The following is a 25,937-nucleotide window of genomic DNA, read 5'->3' as shown; positions in this document are numbered from 1 at the left end:
GCCATGCAGCATGCGCAGCGACAGTCAGTGCTGCGGATCAGCGACGTATGGAAGGCGTACGGCCGCAGACAGATCCTGCGCGGCGCCGACCTCGACGTTCCGCCCGGTGCCCTGATCGGCGTCGTCGGCGAGAACGGCGCGGGCAAGAGCACACTGCTCCGGGTCGCCATGGGGCATCTGGCGCCCGACCGGGGCACGGTCGTACGTATCGGCAGGGCGGGGTACTGCCCGCAGCAGGCCGTGCTGAACGACTCGTTCACCGTCCTGCAGCACCTTCGGCTCTTCCAGGTGGCCCACCGGCTGCCGAGCCTCACGCGCGCGTACGAGTTGATGGACGTGCTGGCGTTCGCCGACTGCGAGCAGCGGCGGGCCGGGGAGCTGAGCGGAGGAACGCGGCAGAAGCTGAACCTTCTGCTCGCCCTCATGCACGACCCGCAGCTCCTGGTGCTCGACGAGCCGTACCAGGGGTTCGACTGGGAGACCCATCAGCGTTTCTGGTCCCTCGCCGCTCAGCTGCGCGGCCGGGGCGACTCGATCGTCGTGGTCTCGCATCTGCTGCACGACATGGACCACTTCGACGTGGTCGGCCACCTGCGCGACGGCCGCCTCGACCTGGAGGTGCCCACCCGATGACCTCGCACCGGGCCGCCGCGTTCAGCCGGATGTTGCGCTGCACTCTCCTCGGTCATCTGCGCAGCCGTATGGCGCTGGTCCTGGCGGTCGCTTTCCTCCCCGGCTGGATCGTCGTGGCGCGCCTGTGCGCGTCGGACCGGGCCGCACATTTCTCCCCGGACTCCGTGAGCACCGTCGTCCACGCCCCGGCGAATCAGGTCGGCCAGGTGGTCAACGCCCTCGCCGCCGTCACTCTGGTCACCGGCTTCTCATCGTTCATGGAGACCTTCAAAGCCCGGGAGATGGACCGCCGACTCGTCCTGGCCGGGTACCCGCGGTTCCCGATGCTGCTGGCCAAGGTCGCCGCCGTCGCCGTCAGCGCCACTCTCGTCGCCGTGTACACCACGGCCGTGCTCGGCGGCACACTGCCGGTGCGTCAGCTGGGCCCGCTGGCCCTCGCCGTTCTCGGCGCCGGCCTCGTGTACGGCGGCATCGGCCTCCTGCTCGGCACGCTGGTCCGTGGCGAGCTGGAGGGCTTCTTCCTCGTCATCATGCTCAGCCTGGTCGACAGCGGACTGCAGAACCCGGTCCTCAACGTCATCGAGCTCACCGGCCTGAGCGTGCTCCCTCTGTACGGTGCGTGCCAGTCCGCGCTGGCCGCGGCGTTCACGTCCTTCGCCTCCTGGCCCTACCAGCTCCTGTCGTTCGCCTGGGCCGCCGTAACGAGTGCTCTGGCCCTCCTCGCCTTCCACGCGCGCACCCGCTCCCACTGCCGGGTCGCCACAGAGGCTCTGATCCCTTCGGGTTGCCGACCGGAATCGCGTGAGCGAGCTTGGTGGAAGTGGAGTAGGGGGCTCCGGAGGGTGCGCCCGCTCCCAGCCGTTCGATTCTCAGGAGGAATGATGGCCGACCCCAAGCAGGATCCGAACCAGCACGAGGGCCCCGCGGACGGCGGTGCGGCGGGCACCCCCGGTGTCCATGACGGCGGCGCGGACGGAGGCGCGGACGGCGGAGCCGAAGGCCCCGCGGACGGCGGCGCGGCGGGCACCCCCGGCGTCCACGACGGAGGCGCGGACGGCGGAGCCGAAGGCCCCGCGGACGGCGGCGCGGCGGGCACTCCCGGCGTCCATGACGGAGGCGCGGACGGCGGAGCCGACGAGTCCGGCAGCGGCGTTTGAGCATCCCTCCGACCGGGCTTCAGGGCGCCGGCGCCACGGTGGGTGCCGGCGTTCTGGAGACACGCCTGACCGGCCTGAGCCCAGAGAGGTTCGCCCGTGAAGTCTGGGCGCGCACCGCGCTGCTCACGCGCCGCGCGAGTGATTTCTCCGACCTGTTCCGCGCCGACGCCGTGGACGAGCTGATCTCACGTCGCGGGCTGCGTACGCCCTTCCTCCGCGTCGCCAAGGACGGCTCCACGCTTCCCGAGTCGTCCTTCACCTCGTCCGGCGGTGTCGGCGCCACCATCTGCGACCAGCTCGACGACACCGCTCTGTGGCGCGCGTTCGCCGACGGCGCCACGCTCGTCCTGCAAGCCCTGCACCGCACGTGGGCGCCGGTCGCGGACTTCAGCGCCCGCCTTGCCCATGAGCTGGGGCATCCGGTGCAGGCCAACGCCTATGTCACCCCGCCGCAGAGCCGCGGGTTCGACGACCACTACGACGTCCACGATGTCTTCGTCCTCCAGATCGACGGTGCCAAGCGCTGGATCGTGCACGAGCCCGTCCATCCCGACCCGCTGCGCGATCAGCCCTGGACCGATCGCCGCTCCGCCGTCGCCGAGGCCGCGAAGGGCGAGGCGTACATCGACACCGTCCTCGAACCCGGCGACGTCCTCTATCTGCCGCGGGGCTGGCTGCACGCCGCGCAGGCGCAGGGCGAGGTCTCGATCCACCTGACGCTCGGCATCCACAGCTGGACGCGGTACGCGCTGGCCGAGCAGCTCGCCCAGTGCGCGCTCGCGGTGCTGCGCGACGATCCCCGGATGCGCGGCACCCTGCCCCTGGGCGTGGACGGGCCGCAGGGCGAGATCGACGTCGTCCGCGAGCGCCTCGCCGCCGCCGTCACGGAGGCCGATCCGGCGCCGCTGTTCCACCGCGCCCGGCGCGCCCAGGGACGCCCCGCTCCGCTCGGGCCGCTGGCCCAGCTCGCGGCCGTCGACGGCCTCGGCCCCGACTCGCCGGTGCGGCTCCGTGAGGCGCTGGAGGCGCGGCTGGAGGGGCGGCACCTGGCCACGCGCGTGGGCCGGCTCGATTTCCAGGAGACCGACCTGCCGTCGGTCACCCTCATCCTCGACGGTGAGGTCCGCACCGCCGGTGACCTCGGCGTCGACCTCGTCGAGAGACTGCTGCGCGCGGGCGTACTGGTGCCCGCCGAACAGTGACGTGGCCGCGGTGAGCGCGGCGGAGCGCTTCTTCTGCGCCGATGCCGCCCGCACACGCGGCGACTCACTCGCGGGCACGGCACCGTACGGCCGTGTCTGGGTCCTCATCGAGTACCGAGGCGGCTGGCCACCCAACGGCTTCGACGGCCTCGGCCTCGAGCCCGACACCAAGCGACTCGTGTTCTCCGCCGCCCAGGCGGTGCGGGCACGCGTGCTTCTCATCAGGCGGCACGGACGCCGCGTACCCGAAGGCGCCAGACGCTGGGCCGTACTGCGCCACGAGAACTCCGGCGCCTACCGCCAGCACTGGGGCACATGGAGCCGTGACGAGGACTTGGCGCAGATTGCCGGCGCTCTTGGTACCCCGGGACGGCTCGGCTGCCCGCCCGTGGTCCTCGTCTGCGCCCACGGTCAGCACGACACCTGCTGCGCCGTGCGCGGCCGGCCCGTGGGGCGCGCCCTGAGCGAGCGCTGGCCGCACCTGGTGTGGGAGTGCACCCACGTGGGCGGCGACAGGTTCGCCGCCAACGTCGTCGTCGCGCCCGACGGTGTCTACTACGGCGCTCTCGACGCCGGTTCGTCCGTGGCGGTGGTCGCGGAGCATCTGGCCGGCCGCGTCCATGCGGAGCATCTGCGCGGGTACACGGATCTCTTCCCGCCGCAGCAGGCCGCCGTGGCCGCCGTGCTCAGACGCTTCGGCCCGGCCGGCCGCCACGACTACGCGGTTGTCGAGACCGCGCGCGAACCCGAACGCGAACCTGACCGCGGCCGCTGGCGGATCCGCGTCACCGGCCACCCGCCCCGTCCGACGGCCTTCGACGTCGAGGTGCACTCCCACCGCACACCGCCGTGTCGGCTGACCTGCCACGGACCGGCAAGGAGTTCGGCCGTCGTCTACGAAGCCACGTCGATCCGCGTCGACTGAGCTTCTGCGGCGGCCTCCTACAGCCCGTACGTCTTGCCGATGATGTCCCGCTGGATCTCGCTCGTCCCGCCGTACACCGTGGACACGACGGTGGAGCGCAGCAGGGCCTCCATGCCGTACTCCGTGGCGTAGCCGTAGCCGCCCATCATCTGCATGCCCTCCAGGGTCACGTGCTTGGCCAGCTCGGTGCACTTGAGTTTGGCCATGGAGGCCTCGCGGGCGAACACGCGTCCGGGCTCGGCGTCGATCGTGGCCGCCACGTCGTCGAGGAGCAGCCGGGCGCACTCCAGTTCGGTGGCCATGTCCGCGATGCGGTGCTTGAGGACCTGGAACGAGCCGACCGGCCTGCCGAACTGCTCCCGCTGCCGTACGTACGCGAGGGTGTCGTCGAACGCCCGCCGGGCGACGCCCAGCATCAGCGCGGCGAGGATCATCCGCTCCAGGTTCAGCCCGGCCATCAGCTGCGTCCAGGCCCGGCCCGGCGTGCCGACGACCGCCGAGTCCGGCACGAAGCAGTCGGTGAAGTACAGGTCGTTGACCTCCCGGCCGCCCATCGTGTCGATGCCTCTGATCCGCAGGCCCTCGGCGTCGGTGGGCACCATGAACTGGGTGAGCCCCGCGTGCCTGGACTCCTCCCGCGAGGTGCGGGCGATGAGCAGGATGTGATCGGCGAAGTGCGCGTTGGAGCACCAGGTCTTCTGCCCGTTGACGAGATAGCCGCCGTCGGTGCGCTCCGCGCGGCAGGTCAGCGCGCTCACGTCCGACCCGGCGCCGGGTTCGGACATCGAGACGGCCTCGACGCGGCCCTTGACCACCCCGCCGAGCACGACGCGCTTCTGTTCCTCGGTGCCGAACTTGTCGTACGCCGCCGCCGTGATGATCGTGGTCCCGAAGCCGCTGATGGGTGCGAGCCCGTAGGAGGTCTCCTCCAGGAACAGGCAGAGGTCCGTCATGCCCAGGCCCGCGCCGCCGTACTCCTCGGGGACGGCGATGCCCAGCCAGCCAAGCCCGGCCATCTTCTCGTAGAGCTTCTGGTTGTGCGGTTCCTGGCCGCCCGCGGTCAGCTTGTCCCGCTGCTCCTTGGTTCCGCACTCGCGGCGGCAGAAGTCGCCTACCGCCCTGACCAGGTCGCGGCGTTCGTCGTTGAGGACTCGGGGCATGATCTGGATTCCTCCTTGGGTCCGGGCGTGCCGGACGAGGGCCTGCCGCGGGCGCCGCGCTACGAGTGGGCGGGGCGCGGCGGTTCGAGCATGGGGACGAGGAACTGGCGGGCCACCGCGCGCACCTGCTCCTCGTCGTCGAGGTCGATGACGTGGCTGGGGACGACCAGGAAGGACGCGGAGACCCGGACCATCATCTCGGCCACGACGTCCACGTCGACGTCGCCGGATACGCCGCCCGCCTGCTGCTCCCTGCGGAGCCTGCCCGCGACGAACTGCCGTACGGCGGCCAGCGTCCGGCCCCCGTCGCTGGTCATGGACGGCACGACGGCGTCCGGTTCCGCGGCCAGCAGGCCGCCGATGAGGGGGTTGCTCCGGATGGCCCGCAACGAGCTGACGAAGCCCAGTACGACGCGGTCGGCGACGGTCTCGGCGTCCTGGATGTCGACGATGAACTGGTCGAAGTACCGCCGGAACTCGCGCCGCACGACCTGCTCGACCAGCGCCTCCTTGGAGGCGAACCGGCGGTAGACGGTGATCCGGGAGACACCGGCGAGCCGCGCCACATCCGCCATGGTGGACCGCTTGATGCCCATGCGGCAGAACTGCTCATGAGCGGCGTCGAGGATGCGCGCGATGTCCTCGTCGTCCTGGTCGACGCCCTCGACGGCCTCGGTGAACGCGAGTTCCAGCACTGACCGGGAGTCCGAAGGGTTCATGAGGGCCGACAGTACGGGTTCCACGATTGCCTTCCCTGCGACCGGAGTTGCCTTCCCGGACTCTGTGAAGCCTCTGGCGTTCATGCCTTGTCTGTGCTCCTCTGGGGATACGCAGATACACGATCAGTTCCAGAGTATCAGCATCGGCAGCACGTGAGGAGTTCGCAGCAATGGACCGACTCAGCAGACGCGACATGTTGATGGCGGGCGGAGCGCTGGGCGCACTCGGTGCGCTGGGTGCCGCGACGCCCGCGCAGGCGCGCACGCCGTGGACGTGGTCGCCCAAGGGCTCGGTGGCGGGCTCCGGGGCAGGCGCGGACCCGCGGTGGGTGTGGGACGCGGAGGCCGACCCGCTGGTCGCCTCCCTGCTGGACCGGGGCGATGTCCCCAAGGTCAACAAGCTGTTGCGGGCCTGGACCAAGAACGGGCAGCCGCTGCCGGCCGGACTCCCCTCCGACCTGCGGGACTTCATGGAGCGAGCCCGTCGACTGCCGTCGTGGGCCGACCGGGGCAAGCTGGCCACCGCCGTCGAGTTCAACGAGAAGCGCGGCCTCTACCTAGGGGTGCTGTACGGCCTGGCCAGCGGCATGATGAGCACGGTCATCCCCAAGGAGGCGCGCGCGGTCTACTACTCCCAGGGCGGCGCGGACATGAAGGACCGCATTTCCAAGACCGCCAAACTGGGGTACGACATCGGGTCCCGGAACGCCTACCAGCCCGACGGCGAGATGATCGTGACCTGCGTCAAGACCAGGCTCGTGCACGCGGCGGTGCGTCACCTGCTGCCGCAGTCCCCGCACTGGCCCGACGTCGCCGACGAGGAGATCCCGATCAGTCAGCGGGACATGATGGTCACGTGGCACAGCCTGCCCACGACCGTCATGCAGAAGCTGACCGCGTGGAAGGTGCCGATCCCCGCCGCCGAGTCTTCCGCCTTCCTGCACTCGTGGCAGCTGGGCGGGCACCTGCTCGGTATCAAGGACGAGTACATCCCGGGGTCGTGGGACGAGGCCGACGCCCAGGCGAAGCAGGTCCTGGACCCGGTACTCGCGCCGACGCCCGAGGGCGTCAAGCTGGCCCACATCCTCCTCGACCTCGGCTCCTCGGTCGACGGCGGCATCCTCAGCAAGCCCATACTCGGCGCGTTCACCCGCTTCCTGCTCGGCGACCGGATCGCCGAGTGGCTGGACATTCCCCGGGAGGTGATCTGGGACTCGCTCCTCAAGACGGCCTGGGGCCCGTTCGTCGCCGTACGCGAAGGGCTGCTCCCCTTCCCGCTGGCGCCGAAGGCCTACTGGACGTTCGACGAGTTCCTGCGCAAGGCTGCCCTGCTCTTCCTGTCCGAAGCTCGCCCGATCAGCATCGAGATCCCGGAGACCAACCGCCCGTCCTGAACGGGCCTCGAAGAACTCAAGGAGGAGTGCGGGACATGGCGGATCTCAGCAGACGCAAGATGTTGGCCGCGGGCGGGGCCCTGGGCGCGCTCGGAGCGTGGAACATGGCCTCTCCGGCCCACGCGCGCCCGATGAACTGGACCTGGGCGCCCAGCGGTTCGGTCGCGGGCTCCGGCGCCGGTGCCGACCCCCGGTGGGTGTGGGACGAGGAGGCCGATCCGCTCGTCGCCTCCCTGCTCGACCGCGGCGCCGTACCCGAGGTCAACCGCCTCCTGTGGAACTGGGAGCGGAACGACCAGCCGCTGCCCGACGGTCTGCCCCGGGATCTGCGGACGTTCATGGAGGAGGCGCGCCGGCTGCCGTCGTGGGCGGACCGGGCCGAGCTGGAGACCGCCGCCGACTTCAACAAGTCCCGGGGGCTCTACCTCAACCTGCTCAACGGTGTGGGCGGCGGCATGCTCAGTACCGCCATTCCCAAGGAGGCGCGGGCGGTCTACTACTCCAAGGGGGGCGCGGACATGGAGGACCGCGTCGCCAAGACGAGCATCCTGGGATTCGCCGTCGGTGCGCTCGACGCGTACCGGCCCGGTGGCAACTGCGTGGTCAACGCCGTGAAGACACGCCTGGTGCACGCGGCGGTACGGCACCTGCTGCGGCAGTCGCCGCACTGGGGCGACGACATACCGATCAGCCAGAACGACATGCTGGTCACCTGGCACACCCTGCCGACCTTCGCCATGCGCAGGATGCGCGAATGGAGGGTGCCGATCACCAGGGCCGAGTCCGCGGCGTATCTGCACGTGTGGCAGGTGACCGCGCACATGCTCGGCATCAAGGACGAGTACATCCCCGCCACCTGGGACGCGGCGAACGCCCAGTCGGACCAGGTGCTCCCCCCGGCCATGGGGCCGACCCGCGAGGGCGTCGAGCTGACCGACATCCTGCTCGGGCAGCTCGCCGAGCAGACCAGCCCCGGCAGCGTCAGCCGGCCGCTGTGCAACGCGCTCGCCCGCTATCTGGTCGGCGACGAGGTGGCCGACTGGGACGAGATCCCGCGCGAGCCGCTCTGGGGCCCGGCGATCAAGGTGGCGTGGCCGGCCCTGGTGAAGTTCCGCGAGGGCCTCATCCCGCTGCCGCTAGTGCCCGAGACCGCCTGGATCATCGACGAGGCCGCCCGGAAGTACATCCTGTTCTATCTCACCAAAGGCAAGGAGACGAAGATTGATATTCCCGTCGTCAACCGCCCCGAGTCCCGCCCCGAGTCCCGCCCCGAGTCCTGAGTGGACCGGACGATGAGAGAACCGGAGAAGGACGGCCGGGCCGCCGTCGGCCGGCGGCGATTCCTCGGCTACGTCCTCGCGGCCCCGACCCTGGTGGCCGCCGCCGAGCTCGGCCCCGCGCCGACGGCGGAAGCCGGACCGCCGACAGCCGACGCCCGGCTGCCGTCGCCCGACATCACGGACCTGCTCGACCTCAACGACCTGATGACCGCGGCGGCGCTGCCGACCTCCGGTCTGATCACGGTCGAGGTCAACCGGGACGGCACGGTGTCGTTCGCGCTGCCGCGGGCCGAGGTGGGCCAAGGCATCACCACCTCGGCGGCCATGCTGATCGCCGAGGAGATGGACGTACCGCTGGAACGGATACGGGTCACGCTGGCCGATGCCCGGCCGGAGCTGGTGTTCAACCAGCTCACCGGCGGATCGAACACGACCATCTCGACCTACACCCCGATCCGGATCGCCGCCGCCATCGCCCGGCGGCGCCTGCTGGAGGCCGCGGCGAAGGAACTCGGCACGGACGTGAGCGAGTTGACGGTGAGAGCCGGAGTGGTCACCGATCGCTCCGGCGGGCGCGGCGGCATCGGCATCGGCGCGCTCGCCGAGAAGGCGGCGAGCGCCCGCACCCGGAAGATGCCCGTGGAACTCACGGCCCGCGAGGACTTCACCGTCATCGGCAAGCCGCACAGCCGCGTCGACGCGCTGGAGGCGGTGACCGGGCGCAAGAAGTTCGCGATGGACCTCGACGTCCCGGACGCGAAGCCGACGATGGTGTGCCGTCCGCCGACCATCAACGGCAAGGTCGGCCCGGTGGCCAACCTCGCCGAGGTCCGCGGCATGCCGGGCGTCACCGATGTCGTGGTGATCTCCACCGGGGTCGCGGTGCGCGCCGAGACCTTCGGCCAGTGCATCGACGCCGTACGCGCGCTGCGCGTGTCCTGGAGACCCGGTACCGCCGAAGGCAAGTCCGACGAGACGGTACTCAAGGAGCTGGCGGCCGCTGAGCTGCCGCTCGGGCTGCGGCCACCGACGCCGACCGTGGAGGGCAAGTTCACCTTCCACTTCCGCAGCAACAGCGCGCTGGAGCCGAACTGCGCGATCGCCGACGTGCGCTCCGACCGTGCCGAGATCTGGTCGTCGCTGAAATCACCGATCGTCGCCAAGCAGGCCATCGCCGCCAAGCTCCGGCTGCCGCTCGGCAAGGTCACGGTGCACGTCACCGAAGGCGGCGGCTCCTTCGGGCGCAAGCTGTTCTTCGACGCCGCCCTGGAGGCCGCCGAGGTCTCCCAGAAGGTCGGCAAGCCCGTCAAGCTCATGTGGCACCGCGCCGACGACTCCCGCCAGGGCCGCGCCCATCCGATGGCCACCTCGCGGGTACGCGTCGCCTACGCCGGTGACACCGTGCTGAGCTACAAGCAGCGGCACACCAGTGTCTCCACGGACCTCGGCCACGGCCTCGGCGAGGTCATCACCGCCCTGGCCGCGCGGCTGCCGGTGGGCGACATCGGTTTCTCCGAGACGTTCTTCCAGCTCAGCCAGACGATGTCGTACGACTTCGGTGTCAACAGCCGGCTGCTCAGCGAGACCGACAAGGGCTTCAACACCGGCAGCATGCGCAACGTGTACTCCCCGGACGTCACCTGCGCCCGGGAGCTCGTCGTCGACCAGGTCGCCGCGCGGATGGACAAGGACCCGTACCGGTTCCGGCACGACTTCCTGCGCGACGACCGCTCCCGCGCGGTCCTGGAGAAGGCTGCCGAGGCCGGCGACTGGGGGCGGCGGATGCCGGCCGACACCGCGCAGGGCATCGCCTTCCACGCCGAGTACAAGGCGGTCAGCGCCGCCCTGGTGGAGATCGACTGCCGGCCCGGGACCGTCGACCGCCCCATCCGCGACGGCGTGGGCGGACCACGCGTCACCAAGGCCGTCTTCGTAGTGGACGTCGGCCTCGCCGTCAACCCGCGCGGCCTGGAGGCGCAGATGATGGGCGGCGTCATGGACGGCATCGCGCTGGCCCTGACCTCCAGCCTGCACCTGCGTGACGGGTACTTCCTCGAAGCGAGCTGGGACAACTACTTCTACACCCGGCAGTGGAACACCCCGCCCGAGCTGAAGATCATCGTCATGCCGAGCACCTCCGACGAGCCCGGTGGCGCCGGGGAGTTGGGCGTCGCCGCGTCGATGGCCGCGGTCGCCTGCGCGTACGGCCGCGCGACCGGAGCGATGCCCACCAGTTTTCCCATCAATCACGGCACGCTCTCGTTCACCCCCAAACCCACCGTCCCGCCCATCCCCCAGTCCCCCACCGACGGCCTGGACCACGCCCGCTGAGAGCTTGGAGATCCGAGTGCCTGAGCACACTTTCCGCGTCAACGGCGAGCGGGTCACCGTGGACGTCGCCGACGACGTGCGCCTGCTGTGGGTGCTGCGCGACATCCTCGGCATCACCGGACCGAAGTACGGCTGCGGCATCAACGTCTGCAAGGCGTGCACCAGCCATCTCAACGGCAAGGCGGTCAATCCCTGCGCGATCCCCGTCAAGGACCTGGAGCCCAGCGACGAGGTCACCACCATCGAAGGGCTTCCGGCGACGGTCGGCGAGGATCTGCACCCCATGCAGCAGGCGTGGCTCGACCACGACGTCGCCCAGTGCGGCTACTGCCAGCCGGGCCAGATCATGGCGGCGGTGGCCCTGGTCCGCGGTGCCGCCGCCGAGGGCCGCGGCATCACCGACGCCGACCTCGACGGCCTGCGCAACATCTGCCGCTGCGGTACGTACTTCCGCATCCGCGAGGCCATCAGGGCCGGTGCCCGGAAGATGCGGCCGGGCAGCTGATCATCCGGTCAGTCGATCAGCCGGTGCGCCGGGAAGTCGTGGTCCTGCCACAGCAGTCGGGAGGTCTCCTCCGGGTAGGCGGTGACGGTCGGTCGCGCGTCGAAGAGCCGTACGAGGCGTTGCCCGGCGTCGTACGCGGGCCAGCCGGGGTCGCCGTGCGTGGCGAACGCCGTCCACGCGGTGCGGATCTGCGCGGACAGCGCCTCGGACTCGGTGACGGTCGGCATGGCTTCCCCTCGGGTGGGCCGAGCACGGTCAGTGGACCGAGCACCGTCAGGCGGTTTCACTGGCGGCCGGGCCGCACCGGGCCCGCTAGCCGAGCGTGTGCCCGCCGTTGACCTTGACGCGCTCGCCCGTCACGAAGGCCGCTTGCGGTGAGGCGAGGAAGGCCACGGCGGCGGCGACGTCTTCCGGTCGGCCCATGCGGCGCAGCGGCACGTCGGCGGCGTAGGCGGCCAGTGACTCGGCACTCGCGTCGGCGTGCCGCTCGACCGGGATCCAGCCCGGCGCGACGGTGTTCACCGTGATCCCGTACGGGCCGAGCGCGCGGGCCCAGCACTCCGTCAGGGCGTGCTGGGCGGCCTTGGCGGCCGTGTACGCCGACATCTCGGGCAGTACGCGTTCCAGCACGTCGGAGCCGATCTGGACGATCCGGCCGCCGCCGCGCCCGCGCATGCCCGGCAGCACCGCCCGCATGAGCAGTGTGGGGCTCTTGACGAAGAACGTGAGCTGGGCGAGGTGGTCTGCCCAGGACACCTCCGCCGGGTCCAACTGGGGCTGCGGGCCGGTCGCGTTGACGACGAGGGTGGCGACGGGACCGAGCCGGGCCGTGACGTCCGCGACGAGTTCCGTGACGGCGGTGTCATCGGTGACGTCGGCGGGGAACGCCTCCGCTGTCCCGCCGGCCGCGCGTATGTCCGCGACCACCGTGTGGGCCGCTTCGGCCCCCGACCGGTAGGAGACGGCGACCGGGTGTCCGTCGGCCGCGAGACGTCGGGCGATCACGGCGCCGAGGCCGCGGGAGGCCCCGGTGACCAGGGCGGCGCCGGCGGTCGGGCCGGCGGTGCTGTCGGCGGTGACTGCTGCGTGTGTCATGTCGCCAACATAGGCGGACGGACTGCCTAGGGGGTGTCTCTTCGATCTTCGAGGATCAGCCCGCGGCGTCCGGCGCCGTGCATCGCAAGGCGGAGCACTGCCCGCGGACTGGGTGTCCGCGGGTGATGTGACAACGCGGCGAGGTGCGGTGCCAGGCGTCGCGGGCATCGAAGAGACACCCCCTAGCCCAACCAGGTCACATCTGCGCCGAACTCGCCCCCCGCCCGTGCGTCCGCATGACCGGTGCGAGCCGGGCGGACGATGTTGGTGCCCGGTGTGCCGTGCCGGTGGTCACGTCGGTACCGGACAGGTGCGAGAGCGAGGAGGCCACGATGGCGGAGCTGTTCATCGACGGGGAGTGGACCGGTGCCGTCCAGGGCGCGCGGCGGGACGTGATCAACCCGTACGACGCGTCCGTCGTCCAGCAGGTCGACGACGCGGGCGAGGCCGACGTCGACCTCGCCGTACAGGCCGCACGGCGGGCCTTCGACCGCGGCGACTGGCCGGCGTCGCCCACCCGGGAGCGGGCCGACGTGCTGCTCAGGGTGGCGCGGTTCCTGCTGCGCGACCAGGAGGAGATCGCGCACGTCGAGTCCCTCGACACCGGCAAGACGCTCGCCGAGGCGCGGATCGACGTCGAGGACGTCTCGAACGCGTTCCGCTACTTCGCCGAGATCGCCGACAAGGACGGCGGCCGGGTCGTGGACGTCGGCCCCGATGTGCTGAGCCGGATCACCTACCACCCCATCGGCGTCTGCGCGCTCATCGCGCCCTGGAACTACCCGATGCTGCAGGCGTCTTGGAAGGTCGCCCCGGCGCTGGCCGCGGGCAACACCTTCGTGCTCAAGCCCAGCGAGACGACACCGCTCTCCACCGTCCACATGATCCGGCTGATCGCCGAGGCGGGCGCGCCGCCCGGGGTCGCGAACCTCGTGCTGGGCCCGGGCGCCACCGTCGGCGCGGCGATGTCCTCCCACCCCGAGGTGGACCTGGTCTCCTTCACCGGTGGTCTGGCCACCGGGCGCCGGATCATGGAGGCGGCCGCGCCGGACGTGAAGAACCTCGCGCTGGAGCTGGGCGGCAAGAACCCCAACGTCGTCTTCGCCGACTGTGACTTCGAGGCCGCCGTCGACCACGCGCTCGAAGCGTCGTTCTTCCACTCGGGGCAGGTCTGCTCGGCCGGCTCCCGGCTTCTGGTGGAGGACTCCCTGCACGACCGGTTCGTGGAGCGTCTCGCCGCCCGCGCGGGGGCCATCCGGCTCGGCAACGGGCTCGACCCGCGGACCGAGAGCGGTCCGCTCAGCTCGGCGGAGCACCGGGAGAAGGTCGAGGGCTATCTGGAGATCGCCCGCGCCGAGGGCGCCCGTCTGGTCTGCGGCGGCCGCCGCCCGGACGATCCCGAGCTGTCGCGCGGCTTCTTCCTGCTGCCCACCGTCTACGCCGACTGCGACCGCTCCATGCGCATCGTGCAGGAGGAGGTCTTCGGCCCGGTGGTCACCGTGGAGCGTTTCCGCACGGAGGACGAGGCCGTGGAGCTGGCCAACGACACCCGTTACGGGCTGGCCGGCGGCGTCTGGACGAACGACGCGAGCCGCGCCCAGCGGGTCGCGGCCCTGCTGCGGCACGGCACGGTCTGGATCAACGACTTCCACCCGTATGTGCCCCAGGCCGAGTGGGGCGGCTTCGGCCGTTCCGGTTTCGGCCGTGAGCTCGGGCCCACCGGTCTGCGCGAGTACCAGGAGGCCAAGCACATCTACCAGAACCTGAGGCCGGGCGTCTCCGGCTGGTTCAAGGGCTGAGCGGGCAGGGCGAGAGAGAGGGCGACGCCATGGACGGCGAGACGACGACCTACGACTATCTGATCATCGGCGGCGGTACGGCGGGCTCCGTGCTGGCGGCGCGGCTGAGTGAGGACCCGGCCTGCCGGGTGTGCGTGGTGGAGGGCGGCCCCAGCGATGTCGGCGACGACCGCATCCTGCGGCTGCGGAACTGGATCAACCTGCTCGGCTCCGAGTTCGACTACGGCTACACCACCGAGGAGCAGCCGCGCGGCAACTCGTACATCGTGCACTCGCGGGCCCGTGTGCTCGGCGGTTGCTCCTCGCACAACACGCTGATCAGCTTCCTGCCGTTCCCGCAGGACCTCGACGAGTGGGTGGCGAGCGGCTGCGACGGCTGGGGTCCTGAGACGATCCTGCCGTACCGGTCGCGGCTGCGGAACAACATCGTGCCCGTCGGCGCCGCCGACCGCAACGCCGTCGCGGAGGACTTCGTGACGGCGGCGTCCACCCGGCTCGGCGTCCCGGTCGTCGAGGATTTCAACGCCCGCCCCTTCACCGACGGCGTCGGCTTCTTCTCCCTCGCCTACCACCCGGAGACCAACAAGCGCTCGTCCGCCTCGGTCGCGTATCTGCACCCCATCATGGACCGCCCGAACCTGACGCTACGTCTGGAGACCTGGGCGTACCGGCTGTTGCGCGACAGCGAGGGCCGTTTCACCCGCGTCCAGGTCCGCAACCCCGACGGCTCCGTGTCGACGCTGGAGGCCGAGGCGGAGGTGCTGCTCTGCGCCGGGGCGATCGACACGCCCCGGCTGCTCATGCTCTCCGGCATCGGCCCCGCCGACCAGCTGCGCGACCTGGGCATCGAGGTCCGCGCGGACCTCCCCGGGGTCGGGGAGAACCTCCTCGACCATCCCGAGTCGGTGATGGTGTGGGAGACCCGTGGGCCGCTGCCGCCCAACTCGGCGATGGACTCCGACGCCGGCCTCTTCCTGCGCCGCGACGCCGCGGGCGGCCCGCGCCCGGACCTGATGTTCCACTTCTACCAGGTGCCGTTCACCGTCAACACCGAGCGGCTCGGCTACCCCATCCCCGAGCACGGCGTCTGTATGACCCCGAACGTGCCGCGGGCCCGTTCCGTCGGCCGCATGTGGCTGCGGAGCGCGGACCCGTCGGTCCAACCGGCCCTGGACTTCCGCTACTTCACCGATCCCGAGGGGCACGACGAGCGTACGATCCTCGACGGCCTGCGCATCGCCCGCGAGGTGGCCGCCACCGCCCCGCTCAGCGACTGGCTGCTGCGCGAGGTGGCGCCGGGCCCGGACGTCCAGTCGGACGCGGACCTGTCCGAGTACGGTCGCCGCGCCGCACACACCGTCTACCATCCGGCCGGTACCTGCCGGATGGGCGCCGAGGACGATCCGATGGCGGTGGTCGATCCGCAGCTGCGGCTGCGGGGACACGACGGGCTGCGCATCGTGGACGCGTCCGTCTTCCCCACCATGCCGTCCATCAACCCGATGATCACCGTGCTGCTCGCCGCCGAACGCGCGGCGGACCTCATCAGCGCCCGGCCGGCCCCGCAGCCGACGGGCGTGGAAGGGGCGGTCCGGTGAGCGTTCCGGGAGCGCCGGACAGCGCCGCGGCGGCCGGGCAGAAGGAAGCCGACTCGGAGTTCCGCAAGGACATGGGGCCGTGGGCGAACTTCGCCCTCGGCTTCACCTACCTCTCCCCGGTGGTGAGCACCTACACGCTCTTCGGCACGGCCCTCGCCGACGGCGGCCCCCCGATGATCTGGGCGTTCGTCATGGCGGGCTGCGGGCAGTTCCTCGTCGCGCTGGTCTTCGGCGAGGTCGTCGCGCAGTACCCGGTCGCGGGCGGGGTCTACCCGTGGGCGCGGCGGCTGTGGGGCAAGCGCTGGGCCTGGATGACCGGCTGGGTCTACCTGTGGGCGCTGCTCATCACGATCACCAGCGTCGCGTACGGCGCCGGGCCCTACATCGCCATCCTGCTCGGTTTCGACGCCACTGTGCACACCACCGTGCTCTGCACGATCGGGCTGATCGTCGTCGCCGTGCTGATCAATTACGCGGGTACGAAGGTGCTCTCGTGGGCGGCGCTGATCGGCTTCGGGGCGGAGCTGATCGGCGCCCTCGTCGTCGGCGTCATCCTCTTGGTCACGCACCGCTTCCACGGCCTCGGTGTTCTCTTCGACGACTTCGGCGCCGCCGGTGACGGCTCCTATCTGCCCGTGTTCCTCGGAGCGGCGATCATCGGCTTCTACCAGTACTACGGTTTCGAGGCCTGCGGAGACGTCGCCGAGGAGGTGCAGCACCCCGGCAAGGTGATTCCCAAGGCGATGCGCCGCACCATCTACGTCGGCGGGGCCGCGGCGACCTTCACCTGTCTGACGCTGCTGCTGGCCGTCGTCGACTACCGGGCGGTGATCTCCGGGCAGGACACCGACCCGGCCGTCAGGATCCTCTTCGACGCCCTCGGCGAGGCCGGCGCGCGGCTGGTGATGGCCGTCGTCCTCATCTCCTTCCTGTCCTGCACGATCAGCCTGCAGGCCGCGGCGGGCCGGCTGATCTACTCGTACGCACGCGACGAGATGATCATCGGCCACCGGCTGCTGCGGAAGTTCTCCCCGACCCGTGCGGTGCCCGAGTACGCGCTGCTGGTCGCCGCGGTGCTCCCGGCGCTGATCGCCGTCGGCTCCCTGATCTCGGAGGACGCTCTGACCAAGATCGTCTCTTTCGCGATCCTCGGCATCTACGCCGCCTTCCAGATGGTCGTCCTCGCCGCGCTGCGGGCCCGCCTCAAGGGCTGGCGGCCGAGCGGCGAGTACCGGCTGGGCCGGTGGGGTCTGGTGGTCAATATCGGGGCACTCGCCTACGGGATCTTCGCCATCGTCACCATCGCCTGGCCCCGGACCCCCGAGGCGGCCTGGTACGACAACTGGATCGTGCTGCTCGGCGCCGGCGTCGTGGTGGGCGTAGGGCTCGTATACATGTTCACCACGCGCCACTACGGCCGCGGCGACGCCCCTTCGGCGAACGCCATCCCCGACCAGACCACTGAACCACCGGCCCACTGAACCACCGGCCCGCTGGACCGCTGGGCCCAGGAAACGAGGAACGAGGAACGAGGAGCGACATGAAGATCGGTTACAAGCTGGCCGCCGAGGCGTTCGGTCCGGCGGAGCTGGTGAGGCAGGCCGTTCTCGCCGAGGAGGCGGGCTTCGACTTCGTCGAGATCAGCGACCACTACCATCCGTGGCTCGACAATCAGGGGCACTCGCCCTTCGCCTGGACGGTGCTGGGCAGCATCGCGGCCAAGACCTCCCGGATCGGGCTGGCGACCGGCGTGACCTGCCCGACCGTGCGCTACCACCCGGCGATCATCGCCCAGGCGGCCGCCACGCTCGCCCTGCTGTCCGAGGGCCGCTTCGTGCTCGGTCTCGGCTCCGGAGAGCGACTGAACGAGCACGTCGTAGGCCACGGCTTCCCGGACTCGGTCCACACCCGGCACGAGCTGCTCCGGGAGGCCCTGGAGATCATCCGGCTGCTGTGGAGCGGGGGGTACCGGTCGTACGAGGGCAAGCATCTGCGCCTTGAGGACGCCCGGGTGTTCGACCTCCCCGAGGAGCTTCCGCTGATCGCGGTGGCCGCCAGCGGCGAGGCGTCCGCGCGGATCGCCGCGGAGCTGGGCGACGGCCTGTTCGCCACGGAGGACAAGCCGGAGATCGTCCAGCACTACTGCGACGCAGGCGGCAGCGGCCCGCGCTACGCGGAGGTCCCGATGGCCTGGGCGCCCGACGAGCACACCGCGGCGAGGGCCGCCCTGGACACGTCCCGATGGGCCATGACGGGGTGGAAGGTCATGAGCGAGCTGCCCAACCCGGTCAACTTCGACGCCGCGACCACTACGGTGCGTGAGGAGGACATCCTGGGGAAGTTCGCCTGCGGCACGGACCCCGCCCGGTATCTGGAGGTGGCGCGGCAGTTCGCCGACGCGGGCTTCGACAGGCTGGTCATGCAGAACGCGGGCCCCGACCCCGACGGGTTCATCGACTTCTACCGGCGCGAGCTCGACGGCCCCGTCCGGCAGCTGAAGGCGGACAGCAAGCAACCCTGAACCGCACCGGACCAATCCCTCAGCGAGCGCTTCACCCGGTCGGGTGGGGCGCTCGCCGCGTTTGTCCGCAGGTGCCGGATTTGGGGCTCTGGCTGTGAGCCCACCCATAGGGGCCACGTCACATGCTAGGGACGGTAGTGGTCACCGGCACGGGGAGCCCGTAGGCCCCGCGCGCCCTGCGAAGGCTCTGACCAGGGCGTCTGCGACCCCGGGTAGTACGTCACATCCTTGCGTCCCCGTCCGAGCGCCGCTAACCCTGGATGTCGTTCCGGGGAGCCGCACTCGCACCGGGCGGATTCGCCCGCTCCGACCGAGCCCCCCACCCACCACGCACCGCATGGAGAACCACATCCGCATGGCCATGACCCAGACGCAGCCCCGCACCGCCCGACTCCGCAAGCTCTCGCTCACCGGCATCGCCACCGCCGGCGCCGCCGCCGTGGCCCTCACACTGGCCCCCTCCCCGGCCCACGCCGCGGAGCCGACCGCCGCGCGCGCGAAGGTGTCGCAGGCGGCGGCCAAGGCCGGCCACGCCGACAACCTCGACGGGTGGATCCGCGAGGCCCTCGGCATCATGAAGGCCAAGGGCATCCCGGGTACCTACGAGGGGCTGCACCGCAACATCATGCGCGAGTCCGCCGGTGACCCGAACGCGCAGAACGGCTGGGACGTCAACGCGCAGAACGGCACCCCGTCCAAGGGCCTGCTCCAGGTCATCCAGCCGACCTTCGACGCGTACCACGTCGAGGGCACCGCGAACAGCCTGACCGACCCGGTCGCCAACATCACCGCGGCCGCCAACTACGCCGCCGACAAGTACGGCTCCATCGACAACGTCGACTCCGCGTACTGAGCCACCGGCCGACGAAGAGGGGCAGCACCATGCAGCACCACTCCCGGCGCAAGCCACGGAAGAAGACCCTGCGGTACGTCGCATGGGGCGCCCTGGGAGCGGTCCTGATCGGCGGAGGGGGCCTGGCCTATGCCTGGCAGCATCTCGACGGCAACATCCGGAGCACGGACATCGACGCCGCCCTCGGCCACGACCGGCCCGGCGAGCAGCGCGACGGTTCGATGAACATCCTCCTGCTCGGCTCCGACTCACGGGCGGGAACGCACGGCCAGTACGGTCGCGGCGTCAGCGGAGCCCGCGCCGACACGGCGATGGTCCTGCACGTCGACAAGACCCACAAAAAGGCTTCGGTCGTCAGCGTCCCGCGCGACCCGATGGTGCGGCGGCCCAGCTGCGCACAGCAGGACGGCGGCAGTGCGCCAGGCGCGCGGCAGGCCATGTTCAACTCGTCCTACCAGGTGGGCGGGCCCGCGTGCACCGTGAAGACGGTCGAGAAGATGTCGGGCGTCCGCATGGACCACTACCTCGAAGTCGACTTCAAGGGTTTCCAGAAGCTCATCGACGGACTCGGCGGCGTGGACATCACCACCCGCGAGGCCATCCACGACCACAACAGCGGTCTGTCCCTGGACGCCGGCGAGCACACCCTCAAGGGCAAGCAGGCGCTCGCGCTCGTCCGCACCCGGCACGGCGTGGGCGACGGCAGTGACCTGGGACGCATCCAGCTCCAGCAGGCGTTCGTCAAGGCCCTGATCCACCGCGCCGACACCGTCGACCCGCTCAGCGACCCGGCCAAGTCCTACGACCTGGCGGACACCGCGACGAAGGCCCTCAGCGCGGACTCCGAGCTGGCCTCCGCGGACAAGCTGCTCGGCCTGGCCAAGGAGCTGCGGGGCATCAGCCCCGAGCGCACCACCATGGTCACGATGCCGGTCACCTACGACGCCCGGGACGCGGGACGCGTCAAGCCGATGGACGAGGCGGCACACCAGGTCTGGGCCGCTCTGCGCCAGGACCGGCCCATCCCGAAGTCCGCGACCGACGGTTCGGTGGGCGACAGGACCGACTCACCGGTGTCCGCGGGCCGCTGACGCCACCGACCCGGCGCACGCCGAGCCGCCGGTATGCGGTACGAAGTCTTCCGTGAACGAAGAGATCCGGCCGGCGACCGTTCGTGTGTTCATCGCCCTCGCCCCGCCCGACGACGCCAAGCAGGAACTGGCGAGGGAGCTCGCCCCCGCCTACCACGCCCATCCGCGGATGCGGTGGAACCGCGTCGAGGACTGGCACATCACCCTGGCGTTCCTCGGCGAGGTGCCCGGCGCGGTGATGGAGCTGCTGCGCCCACCGCTCGCGGACCTCGCGGCGGCGCGCCGCCCCCTCACCCTGGCGCTGCGCGGTGGCGGGCACTTCGACGCACGTGTGGCGTGGAGCGGGATCGAGGGGGACCTCGACGCGTTGCATGTGCTCGCCACCGAGGTGCGTGCCCTGGTCGAGGAGTGCGGTGTCGCCTTCGTGGACCGGCCACTGCGCCCGCATCTGACGCTGGCGCGGGCCCGGCGGGACGCCCCTTCGTGCGCGGCGGAGGTGGCCGCCGGCCTCGCCGGGTTCACCGGCCGCCCCTGGCGGACCGAGCGCCTGCATCTGGTCGCCGGTGACGTCGGCCGCGGTCCCGGGCCGGTCCGTTACGGCGACGTCGACGCCTGGCGCTTCGGCGGCGGCTCCGGTCGCCCCGCCGGGTAGCCGCGCGGTCATCTCATGGATGCAGCGCGGCCCACGTGTTGGGGCCGACGAAGCCGTCGGGGGTCAGGCCGACGCTCTGCTGGAAGTTTTTGACCGCGGCCAGGGTGGCATCGCCGAAGATCTTGTCCACGGCGACGTTCTTGTAGCCGTACACCTTGTTGAGGATGCACTGCAGGTGCCCGACGGCGTCGCTCGCGTGGCCCTTGCCCAGTTCCGGGTGGGTGCCGGTGTAGGGGCAGTACCGCCACTCCCCGTTGGTGGCCTGCTTGATCTGTACGTCGGTGCCGGCGACCGCCCTGCTGTCCTTCCCGGACGGGCTCGCACCGGCCAGCGCCACGGCGGGACCGGCCAGGAGCGCACAGCCGAGCAGCGTGGCGGCGAGCGTACGGACGCGGACACGTCGTTTGGGTCGTGAAGTCACGGTGAACCTTCTCCCGAACTGTGGTGGGGCGTACGTGGGTTGAGGAAGGGCGCGGGTGGATCAGCGGGTCAGAACCAGGGGCAGCGGGGCAGCCCGGGGTAGGGGTGCTTCTGGGTCTGTACGACCTTGGCCGGGACCATGCCCCAGCCCTTGATGCCGGGCAGGCTCACGACTTCGTCGCCCTGGGTGTAGTACCAGACCTTGTTCCCGTCGGGGGCCGCGTCGCCCTCGGTCCAGCACACGAACCAGCTCGGCGAGAGTTTGAGGCGGCCGGTGACCGGCGCGTTGAAGGCGGGGCGGCCGAACGCGTCCGAGGCCAGGTTGTCGCAGTACAGGTCGAGGCTGAAGGCGTTGCCCAGGGTGTCCTTGTGCGGGTGGTTCTGCCGCAGGGAGCAGGTGGCCGACGCGTCGGCCGGACCGGCCGGGGGCCTGGCGGGGCTCGCCAGGGCGGCCGGGGTCGACGCGGCGGTGAGGGACAGGGCGAGCGCGGCGCCCGCGAGGGCCGCGCGGCGCTTTCCGGGGGACGGTGCGGGGCTCATGCTCGTACTCCAGGGGTCCGGAAGGGCTGCGATGTCATGACCAGGTGCACTTCTTGAGGCCGGGCACAGGATGCGTGGAGGAGGCCATTTCGGCGGCCGGAAGGTAGCCCCAGCCCTTCGTCGTCCTGGCGCCGGAGACGGTGTCGCCCTGCGTGTAGTACCAGATGTCTCCTCCCTGGTACGGGCTGCCGCGCTTCCAGCACACGAACCAGCTGGGGGAGAACGCGATCTGGCCGTTGACCGTGCTGTCGGTCGTGGACTGCACCCGGATCGAGCCGGTGTTGTGCGAGCACACCACGTCCCCGAGGAAGTGCATCCCGGTCCAGTCGGTGTGCCGGGCGTCGGCCCGCGCCTGGCAGTCCGCGGCGGCGCCCTCGGCGGCGGCGGTGGCCTGCGAGGCCGGTGACACGGCCAGGGCCGCGGCGCAGGCGACGACACCCGCGAGGGCCGTGCGCCAGCCGTGCCTGCCTTGCCATGGGCGGCTCGCGGGGCTCCCGGGGCAGTCGCCCTCGCCGCTCGGTGCGGTCCCGTTACGGTCGCGTGCGCGTTGTCGGACGGCCATGTCTGCTCTCTCCTGGGCGGCTTGGTTCCGTGTCGTTCCGCTGCGTTCCGTGTGCGCGTCCGATCGTACCCGGGAAATCTGACGCGTCCCTGACATCCGCACCTTCCGGCCACGGCCGCCCGTCCTCTCCCCGGCGGTGACGGCCGCGTGCCATCGTGGCGGCCCGTGGCGGACGGCGTCGGGATGAGGAGCGTACGCATGCGCGGCACAACGGTCTTGCCCGGCGAGGGGAACAACGGAGAGCCGACCGGCGACGGCATGCCGACGCACCGCCTTGAGGTGCCGATGCCCAACGCGTTGCCGTTCGCCATCGGCACGTTCGACACCATCGGGGCGATGTCGCGCGCGCCGTTCCCGCACCGGCACACCTTCTACGAGATCGTCCACGTCACCGGCGGCACCGGCAGGCACGTCGTCGACCTCACGGGCTTCGCGCTGCGGCCGCCCAATCTGTGTTTCATCACCCCCGGCCAGGTCCACCACTGGGAGGGCGTCACCGGCCTGGAGGGCCACGTGATCCTCTTCACCGACGACTTCCTCCTGGACCACCCCGGCGACCGGGACGTCCTGCGGGGGCTCGGCCGGCGCTCGTGGCTGGAACTGTCCGACGAGGCGACGCGGTGGACCGCGCGTCTGGTCGCCGATCTGGACGGCGAGTACCGCACGGGCGCCGAGGGTTTCCACAGCGTGCTGCGGTGTCTGCTGCACATCCTGGTGGTGCGGGCCGCGCGGCTGCCCGCGCCCCCGTCGGCGGCCGTGGCGCCGCACTCGCGGCCGGGCTCGGTGGCCGCGGGGTTCGTGGCGCTGCTCGGCACGCCCGAGGGCACGCCGCACTCGGTGCGGACGTGCGCGGAGCACCTGGGCGTCTCGGTGAGCTACCTCAGCGAGGCGGTGAAGGCGTCCACCGGCCGGACGCCCGGCGAGCTGATCCGGCAGGCCCGGGTGCACGAGGCCAAACGCCTGCTGCTGCGCACGGAGTTGTCGGTGCGTCAGGTGGCGGGGCGGGTCGGGTTCGGGGATCCGGCGTACTTCTGCCGCTTCTTCCGCCGCGAGACCGGCGCCAGCCCCGGGGACTTCCGGCGCGGCGGCGGCGATATTCACCACGACCACCGGCTCCAGTCCATCGCCCGGCACCGCTCCCCCGCATAGCTTCTTAGCCGATCCGGAACCCACCCCACCCCACCCTTCAGGAGGAGCGATGGACGACGAGATCGGCAAGGGGCCCAGCCGCAAGACGGTTCTGAGAGCCGCCGCGGCGGTCGGCATGGCCGTACCCGTGACCCTCATGGGAGTCCCCGCGCTGGCCCGTACCGCGAGCGAGCGGGGCGAGGCGCCGGCGATCACCCCGTCCTGCGACGACGGTGACGACCCGACGCCGCCCCAGATGGAGGGACCGTACTTCAAGCCCAACTCCCCGCGGCGCACCTCACTCCTCCAGCCCGGCACACCAGGGGTGCGGCTCACCGTCACCGGCTACGTCTTCGGGCGTGCCTGCCGACCGATACCCCAGGCCCTGCTGGACTTCTGGCAGGCCGACACCTACGGGCGGTACGACAACGCGGGGTTCCGCTTCCGCGGGCACCAGTACACCGACGCGTCCGGCGCGTTCCGGCTCACCACGATCGTGCCGGGCCTCTACCCCGGGCGCACCCGCCATCTGCACGTCAAGGTGCAGGCCCCGGGGCGTCCGGTGCTCACGACCCAGCTGTACTTCCCCGGTGAGCCGCGCAACAACACGGACCCGATCTTCGACGCCCGGCTGCTCATGAACGTACGTACCGTCGGAAACGCGAAGGAGGCCGACTTCGACTTCGTCCTGAACGTGCCGCAGTAGTCACGCTGTTGCCGAAAGTGCTGGTAGGGGCGCCGTACAACCATCGGGGACGGTTGAAGGTCAGCTGATCGGACCAGCCGAACGTTGACCGAGGGAAGTCGTATGCCGCGCGCCAGTCGCACCGTCCGTCTCACCATGCCCCTGATCGCCGCGTCCCTGCTCGTGGGCGGTGGCCTCTCGGCCCTCGCGCTCGGGCAGGGCAGCGCCCGGGCCGCCACCCCGGCCGCCGAGACGGGCCGCGCCGGCGCCGCGGCGAAGGCCACGGACGACTTCGACGGCGACGGCTACGGCGACCTGGTCGTCGGCGCCCCTGGCGGTACGGTCTCCGGCCGGGCCAAGGCCGGGTACGTGGTGGTGACGTACGGGTCGAAGGACGGCCTGGACCCCGCCCGCAAGAAGGTCATCAGCCGCTCCACGAGCGGTGTGCCCGGCGCGGCCACGGCGAAGCAGGAGTTCGGTGCGACGTTCACCAAGGGCGACCTGGACCGCGACGGTTTCGCGGACCTGGTCATCGGTGTGGGCGGCAGGAGCGCGTCGGAGGGCTCGGTGATCCTGTGGGGTTCCGCCTCCGGCCTGACCGGCGGCACCAAGATCGCCACCTTCGGCCGGTCCCCGCAGGCGGGGGACTTCGACGGCGACGGCACGACCGACCTCGCCCTGTTCGCCGGAGTGGAGTACTACGGCGACGACCCGGTCGGCCAGCAGGCCCGCCTGTGGAAGGGCCCCCTCCAGCGCAGCGGCACGCCCGCCAGGACCCTCGACTTCATGGACGAGTCGGAGTGGTGGGACTACGGCAGCCGTCGCCCGGACCCCACCTGCGCCGACCGGGACTGCGTCGACGGCCCCAGGAGCCTGTCGGGACCGGCCTCGCCGCAGGCCGTCGGCGACTTCAACGACGACGGCCGCACCGACATCGCCATGGTCCGCTACCGCGGCGACGGCGAGTCGAGCAACGGCGTCCTGTACGGCTCACCCACCGGTTTCAAGAACGGCGAGGCGCCGGGCTCGGGCGGCAACATGGGTACCGGTGACATCAACGGCGACCATTACGACGACCTGGTGCTCGGCGACGACGACTACAAGTCGAGGGTCAGGATCGCCTACGGCTCGGCGAGCGGCCTCAAGGAGGACACTCAGGTATTTGACCAGGACCTGCCGGGCGTTCCCGGCGCCGAGGAGAGCGGGGACCAGTTCGGCGGCTCGGTGGCCGTCGGCGATGTGACGGGCGACGGATACGCCGATGTCGCCGTGGGCGTCACGGGTGAGGACGTGGGCACCGTCGCCGACGCGGGCGCGGTCGTCCTGGTGCGCGGCAGCGCCGACGGCGTGACCGGTGCCGGGGCGCAGGTCTTCCACCAGAACACGGCGGGTGTTCCCGGCGTCGCCGAGAAGGACGACAGCTTCGGGGCGGAAGGCACGCTGCTCGACGTCACCGGCGACGGCCACCGCGACCTCGCCGCTTCCTCCATCACGGAGAACGCGCAGGCCGGGGCGGTCTGGTCGCTGCGCGGCACGTCCACGGGCCTGACGGCCACGGAGTCCGTCGCCTTCGGCCCCAAGGACGTCACGGCCCCGAACACCGCGGCACTCTTCGGCAGCGCTCTGCGCTAGGACCCGTTCGGGGCCCCGTTGACGGCCCTGGCCCGGCCTGAGACCACCCCCGTGG

General features: G+C 71.2%; 24 protein-coding genes and 1 pseudogene. 18 read left to right on the top strand and 7 right to left on the bottom strand.

Annotation, left to right across the window (positions count from 1 at the left end; translation table 11 throughout):
* Nucleotides 1-3: 3 nt before the first annotated feature.
* Genes ACWDVB_RS19190 through ACWDVB_RS19175 form a run of 4 tightly spaced genes read left to right on the top strand, consistent with a single transcriptional unit; the run spans nucleotide 4 to nucleotide 3,917 of the window.
* Nucleotides 4-633 (top strand): ATP-binding cassette domain-containing protein, encoded by a 630-nt coding sequence (locus tag ACWDVB_RS19190; protein WP_451513831.1) that lies wholly within the window; start codon nucleotides 4-6, stop codon nucleotides 631-633.
* Nucleotides 630-1,790 (top strand): hypothetical protein, encoded by a 1,161-nt coding sequence (locus ACWDVB_RS19185; RefSeq protein ID WP_451513705.1) that lies wholly within the window; start codon nucleotides 630-632, stop codon nucleotides 1,788-1,790. Before ACWDVB_RS19190 ends, ACWDVB_RS19185 begins: the two co-directional genes overlap by 4 nt.
* On the top strand, nucleotides 1,787-2,992 hold the full coding sequence (locus ACWDVB_RS19180) for a cupin domain-containing protein (protein ID WP_451513706.1): 1,206 nt from the start codon (nucleotides 1,787-1,789) through the stop codon (nucleotides 2,990-2,992). The genes ACWDVB_RS19185 and ACWDVB_RS19180 overlap by 4 nt, the downstream gene beginning before the upstream one ends.
* Nucleotides 2,993-3,002: 10 nt before the next feature.
* Nucleotides 3,003-3,917 carry a sucrase ferredoxin gene (locus ACWDVB_RS19175; RefSeq protein WP_451513707.1) on the top strand — a complete coding sequence of 305 codons (915 nt, stop codon included), beginning with the start codon at nucleotides 3,003-3,005 and terminating at the stop codon, nucleotides 3,915-3,917.
* A 17-nt stretch (nucleotides 3,918-3,934) separates the two neighbouring features.
* Here ACWDVB_RS19175 and ACWDVB_RS19170 read toward each other — a convergent pair whose 3' ends face one another.
* Nucleotides 3,935-5,077, bottom strand: a complete 1,143-nt coding sequence (locus ACWDVB_RS19170) for an acyl-CoA dehydrogenase family protein (protein ID WP_451513708.1) — start codon at nucleotides 5,075-5,077, stop codon at nucleotides 3,935-3,937.
* Between the two features lie 59 nt (nucleotides 5,078-5,136).
* A complete protein-coding gene (locus ACWDVB_RS19165; protein ID WP_451513709.1) occupies nucleotides 5,137-5,820 on the bottom strand; it encodes a TetR/AcrR family transcriptional regulator in 684 nt (227 codons plus the stop codon).
* A gap of 146 nt (nucleotides 5,821-5,966) precedes the next feature.
* Here ACWDVB_RS19165 and ACWDVB_RS19160 point away from each other — a divergent pair, with 146 nt between their 5' ends.
* Genes ACWDVB_RS19160 through ACWDVB_RS19145 form a run of 4 tightly spaced genes read left to right on the top strand, consistent with a single transcriptional unit; the run spans nucleotide 5,967 to nucleotide 11,306 of the window.
* Nucleotides 5,967-7,190: an oxygenase MpaB family protein gene (locus tag ACWDVB_RS19160; RefSeq protein ID WP_451513710.1), complete on the top strand. Its 1,224-nt coding sequence runs from the start codon at nucleotides 5,967-5,969 to the stop codon at nucleotides 7,188-7,190.
* A 35-nt stretch (nucleotides 7,191-7,225) separates the two neighbouring features.
* Nucleotides 7,226-8,470, top strand: a complete 1,245-nt coding sequence (locus ACWDVB_RS19155; protein WP_451513711.1) for an oxygenase MpaB family protein — start codon at nucleotides 7,226-7,228, stop codon at nucleotides 8,468-8,470.
* Nucleotides 8,471-8,482: 12 nt separating this feature from the next.
* The gene (locus ACWDVB_RS19150; protein ID WP_451513712.1) at nucleotides 8,483-10,801 is read left to right on the top strand and encodes a molybdopterin cofactor-binding domain-containing protein; all 2,319 of its coding nucleotides are present in this window, start codon (nucleotides 8,483-8,485) and stop codon (nucleotides 10,799-10,801) included.
* Nucleotides 10,802-10,817: 16 nt separating this feature from the next.
* Complete coding sequence (locus tag ACWDVB_RS19145) at nucleotides 10,818-11,306, top strand: (2Fe-2S)-binding protein (RefSeq protein ID WP_451513713.1); 489 nt, start codon at nucleotides 10,818-10,820, stop codon at nucleotides 11,304-11,306.
* A gap of 8 nt (nucleotides 11,307-11,314) precedes the next feature.
* On the opposite strand, the gene ACWDVB_RS19140 is transcribed toward ACWDVB_RS19145, so the two are convergent.
* Both ACWDVB_RS19140 and ACWDVB_RS19135 read right to left on the bottom strand, forming a co-directional pair.
* The gene (locus ACWDVB_RS19140) at nucleotides 11,315-11,533 is read right to left on the bottom strand and encodes a hypothetical protein (protein WP_451513714.1); all 219 of its coding nucleotides are present in this window, start codon (nucleotides 11,531-11,533) and stop codon (nucleotides 11,315-11,317) included.
* Nucleotides 11,534-11,618: 85 nt separating this feature from the next.
* Nucleotides 11,619-12,401 carry an SDR family NAD(P)-dependent oxidoreductase gene (locus ACWDVB_RS19135; RefSeq protein WP_451513715.1) on the bottom strand — a complete coding sequence of 261 codons (783 nt, stop codon included), beginning with the start codon at nucleotides 12,399-12,401 and terminating at the stop codon, nucleotides 11,619-11,621.
* A 332-nt stretch (nucleotides 12,402-12,733) separates the two neighbouring features.
* Here ACWDVB_RS19135 and ACWDVB_RS19130 point away from each other — a divergent pair, with 332 nt between their 5' ends.
* From ACWDVB_RS19130 to thpR, 7 genes are all read left to right on the top strand, one after another.
* Nucleotides 12,734-14,200 carry an aldehyde dehydrogenase family protein gene (locus ACWDVB_RS19130; protein ID WP_451513716.1) on the top strand — a complete coding sequence of 489 codons (1,467 nt, stop codon included), beginning with the start codon at nucleotides 12,734-12,736 and terminating at the stop codon, nucleotides 14,198-14,200.
* Nucleotides 14,201-14,229: 29 nt separating this feature from the next.
* Nucleotides 14,230-15,798, top strand: coding sequence for a GMC family oxidoreductase (locus tag ACWDVB_RS19125; protein WP_451513717.1), 1,569 nt, complete (start codon nucleotides 14,230-14,232; stop codon nucleotides 15,796-15,798).
* Entirely contained in the window at nucleotides 15,795-17,279 is a 1,485-nt protein-coding gene (locus ACWDVB_RS19120; protein ID WP_451513718.1) for an APC family permease, read from the top strand. The genes ACWDVB_RS19125 and ACWDVB_RS19120 overlap by 4 nt, the downstream gene beginning before the upstream one ends.
* Nucleotides 17,280-17,338: 59 nt before the next feature.
* Nucleotides 17,339-18,319: a TIGR03557 family F420-dependent LLM class oxidoreductase gene (locus ACWDVB_RS19115; protein WP_451513719.1), complete on the top strand. Its 981-nt coding sequence runs from the start codon at nucleotides 17,339-17,341 to the stop codon at nucleotides 18,317-18,319.
* Between the two features lie 355 nt (nucleotides 18,320-18,674).
* On the top strand, nucleotides 18,675-19,172 hold the full coding sequence (locus ACWDVB_RS19110) for a transglycosylase SLT domain-containing protein (RefSeq protein WP_451513832.1): 498 nt from the start codon (nucleotides 18,675-18,677) through the stop codon (nucleotides 19,170-19,172).
* Nucleotides 19,173-19,201: 29 nt separating this feature from the next.
* Nucleotides 19,202-20,263: an LCP family protein gene (locus tag ACWDVB_RS19105; protein WP_451513720.1), complete on the top strand. Its 1,062-nt coding sequence runs from the start codon at nucleotides 19,202-19,204 to the stop codon at nucleotides 20,261-20,263.
* Between the two features lie 52 nt (nucleotides 20,264-20,315).
* Nucleotides 20,316-20,915, top strand: a complete 600-nt coding sequence (thpR, locus tag ACWDVB_RS19100) for an RNA 2',3'-cyclic phosphodiesterase (RefSeq protein WP_451513721.1) — start codon at nucleotides 20,316-20,318, stop codon at nucleotides 20,913-20,915.
* A gap of 13 nt (nucleotides 20,916-20,928) precedes the next feature.
* On the opposite strand, the gene ACWDVB_RS19095 is transcribed toward thpR, so the two are convergent.
* The 3 genes from ACWDVB_RS19095 to ACWDVB_RS19085 form a co-directional block, all read right to left on the bottom strand.
* The gene (locus ACWDVB_RS19095) at nucleotides 20,929-21,336 is read right to left on the bottom strand and encodes a peptidoglycan-binding domain-containing protein (protein WP_451513722.1); all 408 of its coding nucleotides are present in this window, start codon (nucleotides 21,334-21,336) and stop codon (nucleotides 20,929-20,931) included.
* 68 nt (nucleotides 21,337-21,404) lie between these two features.
* A complete protein-coding gene (locus tag ACWDVB_RS19090; protein WP_451513723.1) occupies nucleotides 21,405-21,875 on the bottom strand; it encodes a hypothetical protein in 471 nt (156 codons plus the stop codon).
* Nucleotides 21,876-21,909: 34 nt separating this feature from the next.
* Nucleotides 21,910-22,437 carry a hypothetical protein gene (locus ACWDVB_RS19085; protein WP_451513724.1) on the bottom strand — a complete coding sequence of 176 codons (528 nt, stop codon included), beginning with the start codon at nucleotides 22,435-22,437 and terminating at the stop codon, nucleotides 21,910-21,912.
* A gap of 198 nt (nucleotides 22,438-22,635) precedes the next feature.
* On the opposite strand from ACWDVB_RS19085, the gene ACWDVB_RS19080 reads away from it, so the two are divergent.
* From ACWDVB_RS19080 to ACWDVB_RS19070, 3 genes and pseudogenes are all read left to right on the top strand, one after another.
* Complete coding sequence (locus tag ACWDVB_RS19080; protein ID WP_451513725.1) at nucleotides 22,636-23,586, top strand: AraC family transcriptional regulator; 951 nt, start codon at nucleotides 22,636-22,638, stop codon at nucleotides 23,584-23,586.
* A gap of 49 nt (nucleotides 23,587-23,635) precedes the next feature.
* Nucleotides 23,636-24,268 (top strand): annotated as a pseudogene (locus ACWDVB_RS19075) (dioxygenase family protein); the annotation flags it as partial.
* Nucleotides 24,269-24,406: 138 nt separating this feature from the next.
* Nucleotides 24,407-25,882, top strand: coding sequence for an FG-GAP and VCBS repeat-containing protein (locus ACWDVB_RS19070; RefSeq protein WP_451611979.1), 1,476 nt, complete (start codon nucleotides 24,407-24,409; stop codon nucleotides 25,880-25,882).
* Nucleotides 25,883-25,937: the final 55 nt, after the last annotated feature.

This window comes from Streptomyces sp. NPDC003379 (assembly GCF_053589195.1).
This window is presented reverse-complemented; position numbering and strand designations above follow the sequence as displayed.